Annotated in this window: 6 protein-coding genes; all 6 read right to left on the bottom strand. The window is 49.4% G+C overall.

Annotated features, from left to right (window positions below):
* Positions 1 to 161: 161 nt before the first annotated feature.
* Genes cobA through cobI form a run of 6 tightly spaced genes read right to left on the bottom strand, consistent with a single transcriptional unit; the run spans position 162 to position 6,446 of the window.
* Positions 162 to 1,553, bottom strand: coding sequence for a uroporphyrinogen-III C-methyltransferase (gene cobA, locus MHN01_RS12815; RefSeq protein WP_239411700.1), 1,392 nt, complete (start codon positions 1,551 to 1,553; stop codon positions 162 to 164).
* Positions 1,550 to 2,359 carry a precorrin-4 C(11)-methyltransferase gene (gene cobM, locus MHN01_RS12810; protein ID WP_239411699.1) on the bottom strand — a complete coding sequence of 270 codons (810 nt, stop codon included), beginning with the start codon at positions 2,357 to 2,359 and terminating at the stop codon, positions 1,550 to 1,552. The genes cobA and cobM overlap by 4 nt, the downstream gene beginning before the upstream one ends.
* A complete protein-coding gene (gene cobJ, locus MHN01_RS12805) occupies positions 2,356 to 3,177 on the bottom strand; it encodes a precorrin-3B C(17)-methyltransferase (RefSeq protein ID WP_239411698.1) in 822 nt (273 codons plus the stop codon). Before cobJ ends, cobM begins: the two co-directional genes overlap by 4 nt.
* A complete protein-coding gene (locus tag MHN01_RS12800; protein ID WP_239411697.1) occupies positions 3,170 to 4,018 on the bottom strand; it encodes a sirohydrochlorin cobaltochelatase in 849 nt (282 codons plus the stop codon). Before MHN01_RS12800 ends, cobJ begins: the two co-directional genes overlap by 8 nt.
* Entirely contained in the window at positions 4,015 to 5,670 is a 1,656-nt protein-coding gene (locus tag MHN01_RS12795) for a cobalamin biosynthesis protein (protein WP_239411696.1), read from the bottom strand. Before MHN01_RS12795 ends, MHN01_RS12800 begins: the two co-directional genes overlap by 4 nt.
* A complete protein-coding gene (cobI, locus tag MHN01_RS12790) occupies positions 5,670 to 6,446 on the bottom strand; it encodes a precorrin-2 C(20)-methyltransferase (protein ID WP_239411695.1) in 777 nt (258 codons plus the stop codon). The genes MHN01_RS12795 and cobI overlap by 1 nt, the downstream gene beginning before the upstream one ends.
* Between the last annotated feature and the right edge of the window lie 98 nt (positions 6,447 to 6,544).

Here is a 6,544-nt window from a genome sequence, read left to right as displayed (position 1 = left end):
ACGGCATGCTCCGACACCAGCACTCACACTTTTTTGCCAACCAGCCAAAGCCCACCAGAGGGTGGAAACGGCTGGGCTCACCCAGCCATTTATCCAGCCACAGACTGGCAACCAGAATCAGTGCACTGATTAACAGGCTCGAACTCGCGCTCAAAGAAGCTTCAGGCAACATGAGCACACTCGTTGTCTGTTAGCCGTTCAAGTGCACTCAACGCTGAATCGCTAATCGGTTCTAGAAATTGAGCGCCTTCCTTGGAGAGGTAGCCATTTTCAAGCGCCCAACGGCTTACTTCTTTATTGAGAGGAACCAGCTTGGCTTTCACTAGCGCTTCGGGATGATATTCAATAATTGACTGTACGACGGAAATATCTTCAACCAGCACCCAATCAACTTGCGGTAAATCATAACCAAGCGCTTTGTTTTTCCGACAGCCGATTTGATAGTAGTTTTTCTGCTCGCCAAATACTTTGCTCGCGTCAAGTGTCAGAATCAGTGCCTGTTCACTCGTTTGTTTAGCCCTGATCCCATACTGAGTCAGAGCCTGGCGCACAGATTCATCATTGCTGCTAATTGGCATTGAGAACTGGCGGATATCCCACTCATGCTCAATTAATGCCTGCCACCAAAGTTCGAAAGTGGCTAAGTTATCAAAAGCCAGCTCTTGTTGAGTGCTAAAGAAGGCAAGATCTTCTTCATCAACAAAAGACTCTGTTGGTAGCTTAGCAACATTAATCACTTCGCCACCGCTGTTGGTGATATGAGACAAACCGTTATGCGAACCGCAAACCAAAAAGCGCGAACCCGCTAACGGCAAGCTTTTTCGCCAGTCGAGCTCTTTGCTCTGGGCAACCACATCACCCACTACAACCAAAGCAGGCCCCGTTTGCTCCAGCATATCGACTCGTTCACTAATATTAGCCAGCGTACCGGTAATACAGTGATGATCGGCACTTGTTGCAGAGGAGATAAAGGCAACGGGCGTCTCAGAGTTTCGGCCATTGGCAATCAAGTTTTTGGCATGTTCGGCCAACTTTTTCGCTCCCATGTAGAGAACTAAAGTGCCACCAGCACGACCTAGCTCACCCCATGAAGCTATCGTTTTAGAATGTTGGTGGCCGCTTACAAACGTCACACTGGAGGCCACGCCACCACTTGTTAGCGGGAAGCCGGAATAAGCTGCCGCACCCAAGGCAGCCGTGATCCCCGGTACAATCTCGTAAGGCACATCATTGGCAATCAGATCGCGGCACTCTTCCGTAGTACGACCGAAAATACACGGATCGCCGGCTTTCAGGCGGGCAACGCTCTTTCCTGCCAATGCAAACTCCATCACATCAGGATGCATGCCGTAATCAATATGACACCCCTGATAACCACGGTAACCCACCTTATGAAGCTCTACATGATCCGGCACGCTGGCAAGAATTGCGGCACTCACCAGCTTGTCGTAGCAAACAACATCACACTCACTTAATAACTGTTTGGCACGACAGGTTAATAATGCCGGATCGCCCGGCCCCGCACCGATCAGATAGACTTTGCCATTACTCATTGGATGCCTTCACTCTTTGTTGCTGGGTTGGTTACACTGTTCTCTTCAACGACAGTCGCTTTACGGCAAGCGTGCGAAAAGCTTGGATCGTATAGTTTGGAATCGACGAAATCGTCGATGGCAAATACCTTGCTAACAATAATCATCGCCGTGGACTTGATATTGGCTTCATGCATTTTGTCTGCGATATCTGCCAGCGTTCCGCGCAAGATCCGCTGCTCGGGGTGGGAGGCTTTTTCCACAACCGCTACTGGCCAGTTTTGCGGATAAACGTCACTAAGCTCTCTGACTACTTTTCGAATCAAAGTCGCGCTCAAGAACAGGCAAAGTGTTGCTTCGTGGGCTGCCAGCGATTTAAGGTTCTCTTTCTCCGGAACCGGTGTACGACCGGATGCACGAGACAAGATAATGGTCTGGCATTCTTCAGGCAGTGTCAGCTCTTGCCCAAGCGCCGCCGCTGAGGCCTGGAAGGAAGAAACACCTGGAATAACCTTCCAGTCAATTCCAAGCTGGTTTAGTCGACGCGTCTGTTCGGCAAGCGAAGAATAGATGGAAAGATCACCCGTCTGTACACGGGCAACATCATGGCCATTCTCCTGAGCGTTGGTATAAACCGCTGTGATCGCATCCAGATCCATATCAGCAGAGTTAAGCACCAGAGCATCAGGGCGAGCACGTTCAATAACCGCTTTCGGCACCAAGCTGCCGGTATATAAAACAACCGGACACGTTTCGACCAGCTTTGCTCCTTTGACAGTGATTAAGTCCGGATCGCCCGGACCTGCGCCAATAAAATAAACGGTCATACTCGTTCCTTACTGCTTTCAGTTTCTTGTTTTAATGAACGTCCCGGAGTTTGTCCCGCGAGGGTCGTTCCATCTTCTAAGGTGTATTTGTTCTTATAGCCACGGGGCGTGACGATCCAGTCGTCGAATCGGTAACTGCTACTGTTACCCACGATAACGGCAGCATTCATACCGAATTCCAACTCGGTAAACTTCTCCAGCGTAGAAAGCTGTACCGATTGATCATCGCGATAAGCGGCATTAACCACGGCAACAGGCGTTTGTGGAGTACGATGTTTTAGCAGTATCTCCTGAGCTTCAATAATATGGTTCTGGCGCTTCTTGGAGCGCGGGTTGTAGAAGGTGATGGCAAAGTCTGCTGCTGCCGCCGCTTCAATTCTTTTAGTGATCACATCCCAGGGCGTTAACAGATCAGAAAGTGAAATCGTGCAACTGTCATGCCCCAATGGCGCACCGACCAGTGAGGCACAGGCATTTGCCGCGGTGATCCCAGGAATAGTCTCAACGTCAATTTGCAGAGATTGGTCGGCGATAAGCTCAAAAACCAGCGGCGCCATGGCATACATGCCTGCATCCCCCGAACAGACCAGCGCCACATTTTGCCCTTCCTGAACATGCTTAATAGCACAGTCAGCGCGTTGCCACTCTTTAGTCATACCGCTGCGAACTAGCGCTTGGTTAGTGATAAGCGGCGCGATCAGTTTGACGTACAAACCATAGCCGACAACAACATCGGCATTGCGGATCACTTCCTGAGCACGGAGTGACATAAGATCAAGGCTTCCAGGCCCCAATCCAACAAGCGATAACTTAGCCATGGTAAGCCTCCTCAGCGGGTACTTTGAGGCGAACCAATCCCTCGGCAATTTGCAGGAAAATAATATCGGTCACTTCTTTCGTCTCTAGAAGATTAAATGACTCGCTATTCTCGTTTTGTGCCAACTGGACATCACAACACTCAGCAAGCTTAGCTTTGATCTCTACCATGTCTTTCACGAAGTGGTTACCCGATACAAGCAGCAATGGAATAATCCGCAGCATTGCCTTTTCCGGGGAATCAACTCGGGCTATACGTTTCTTAATGGCAGGAGAAACCAGATCAAACGGCCATGCGCCTTCCAGCGAGCAGGTAAGGTTTTTATCCGACAGCTGGCTTAGCAGGCTGTCGCAATATCCGATGGCCTGATGGCCCGCGTTATCAAGATATGGCGCCCCGTGGTGAACGAATAAATTTATATCACTTCCACTTTCAAAGCGTTTATTTAGACCAGCCAGTAGGTTGTTTGCCATATGGGTGTGATGCAAAATCGCTGGCGTATATTCGATATTAGACAACGAAAACTGACGGAAGCCCTCGACCATCTGCACCAGTTGCTTATGCTCATCGGTAGGGAACAGGTAGCACGAAACAACCAGAATTCGCTGGTATCCTTCCAAATCCAAATTAGCCAACACAGCAGGGAGGTGCTGATACTCATCCCCGTCTTGCTTTAATTTCTTTATAACCATACGTGAACTAAGGGCGATCCTTACTTCACAGTGGGGGTATCGCTCGGCAACCTTTCCCTGCAATTCCAGGTAGCGCTTTTGTTCTACCACAGAGCCAAAGCAACTCAGTACAATCGCTGTCCCTTTGGTGTAGTGTCGTAGCCTTTTCATTGTTCATCTCCTGAAGGCGCAGCTATAGGCGCAAAATAATCTGGGTCGAGTAATTGGGTAATTGGTTTGTCTTGTGCTAGAGCCAGAAATAGCTCTCGCCATTGGTTTTCTGACAGCTTTTCAATATTGCGTAGCCAATGCGCATTATTCACTGATGCTGTTTCGCTTGCGTCACGCTGATAGATGACCATCGTCGAACGGTTACGGCACGCCCCGGCACATAGCGTCCTGCTCACTTTGATTCGCTTGTTGCCTGACGCCAACCCCATCTCTTTAAGCAACCCACGCAGCTCATGCGCCAGGTTTTTACCGCCAGCCTTGGCACATCGGCCGCCTTCACAAAGAAGAATATGGTGGCGGTGGTAAAGCATGGGACGATTGAGATCCGGGTGTTTAGGCTTGCACTGGTAACCATCGACCACTTCATTGCCGTAAGCATTGACCTTAATTGGCTCTTCATGAGGCGCAGCATTTGATTGATCTGCCATACCATGACGACCATGGCCACCGTGCTTTTTCTTGCCAAACCAGTTCTTTCTGTTTTGCCAAACCAATGACTCTGAAAATGCCCTGCGGCAACAGGCCAGAGTCATATTGAAACCGTCTTGTTTAAAGGTCCATTTAGAGACAACAAGCTTTTCTGTATGACTTAGCTTCAGTGCCGCTGCTTCTGAAACCGAGCAACTGCCTGTCACTTTCTTAACGTATTCGGACGGCTTTTCTATGCCTTTAACTGTGTCCAGTACTTGCGGTGCATACGTGTGGAAAGGCCACTGGTTTTCTTCAGCAAGCTCGATGATCCCTGTCTCATCTGCCTTAAGGTCAATACTGGCTAGCCCGTAAACCGACGCCAGGCTGATATTGAATTCATCGCTAAAAGCTGCCAGACCCGCTTTCAGAACTGATACCGGTGTATTGCGGTCACAGCCTATACCGAGAACAATCGATTTAGGACGCCACAACACCAGCTTGTTTTGCCACTTTTCGAGATCGATTTGCTTCTCATCACTGATCAGGATCGCGCCCTGATATTCATCGGCATCAAGCGCCTCAAGCTCGTCATGACAAATAATGTGGGCAGGCATACGTTTTTCATATGTCCACCAGCCTTTCTCGCCAGCACTTTGAACAATGGCAACAGGTTGGTCGTTCACCACTGCCGCAGATACCGGGGTAATGGCACTTTCTGTCAAAGGATCCAGATACCAGCCAAATGGTGCCCCCAGCATGTCGACAGACACACTTTCAGACACATCCGATGCCGTAGTCACCACAGGAGTGGCTTTGACAATATAAGCCACACGCTCGGTCAGCTCGTTGGCTCCGCCTCGGTGGCCGGAAAGCATGGAAATGGCGAACTTTGCCTGTTCATCCAGGCACACAACAGCAGGATCGGTACGTTTGTCCCCGAGCAGAGGTGCGATGACCCGGCTGACAATGCCGCTGGCAAAGATAAAGATATGGCCGTCATATTGACTGAATTTCTCTTCGACAAAGCCAGATAGAGGCAGCGTTAATGGCTGGGCAGACTCGCACTCGTTTATTCCCACCTCAGAGACAAAGACATCCGCATACGGCAAAGCACGTTTCAGACGCAGAGCCTGTTTTGCCCCATTAACGGTTATTGCGTAAATCGCTAACTTCATCATCATTAACTCGCTTTAGCCTCAATAGACTCATTGCCTCGTAAAATGCCTTTGCGAGCACGAATTGAAAGCTGAACCATTGAGAAATAGCGATGTTCTGGCGGAACATCATTGAGATTGGCGTAGATCTCTTCTTTGTCTGTACTGGCATGAGAGACATAAGTGGCACAATCCTGAAGGCCAAGCTCTTCCAGCTTCGCCGCAAGTTTCTGGATCATACGGCCAGCCTTGATCAACATGATGGTATCGAAGTCATGAACAAGCTCTGACAAACATTCAATACCGTAAGTGGCTGGTACAACACAGAACCTCTCCTGACCATCAGCCAAGGGGATCTTGGTTGCCGCAGGTACCGCCGTAATAGACGTCACACCAGGAACAATCGTTGGTTTAAGTTCCGGTTTTAGTTCTGCCAGTTCTTCCTGAACGTAAGCCCAGGTGCTAAATACAGACGGATCACCTTCTGTCACAAAGACAACGGATTTTCCCTGATTCAGATAGTCCAGAATTTGTCTGGCCGCGGCCTGCCAGGCCGGGACATTCAAAGAAGCATCCCGCGTCATCGGAAAATGCAGGAAGCAACGCTCACCTCTAATCTGCGCGTCAGGAATTGCTCCAGTGACAATTTCCCAGGCAAAAGAATCAGCTTTACCTTTGTTCTTTTCAGGGATCGCAATAACATCGGCCTGTTGAATCAAACGCGCGGCTTTGAGCGTCAGCAGCTCGCTGTCTCCGGTCCCGACGCCAACAGAATATAGGTGTCCTTGCTTAATCGTGTTCATATTTTTGTACTCCTATATCGCTGTTTATGCAGACTTAGTTAGGGTAAAGAGATGGATAGGGTTCTCCGCCTGATAGCGAAGGTAATGTGCCAATGGCT

Source organism: Photobacterium sp. OFAV2-7 (assembly GCF_022347985.1).
Taxonomy (GTDB): Bacteria; Pseudomonadota; Gammaproteobacteria; order Enterobacterales; family Vibrionaceae; genus Photobacterium.
The sequence above is the reverse complement of the archived record's forward strand: the minus strand, read 5'-3'. Positions and strand labels throughout refer to the sequence as shown.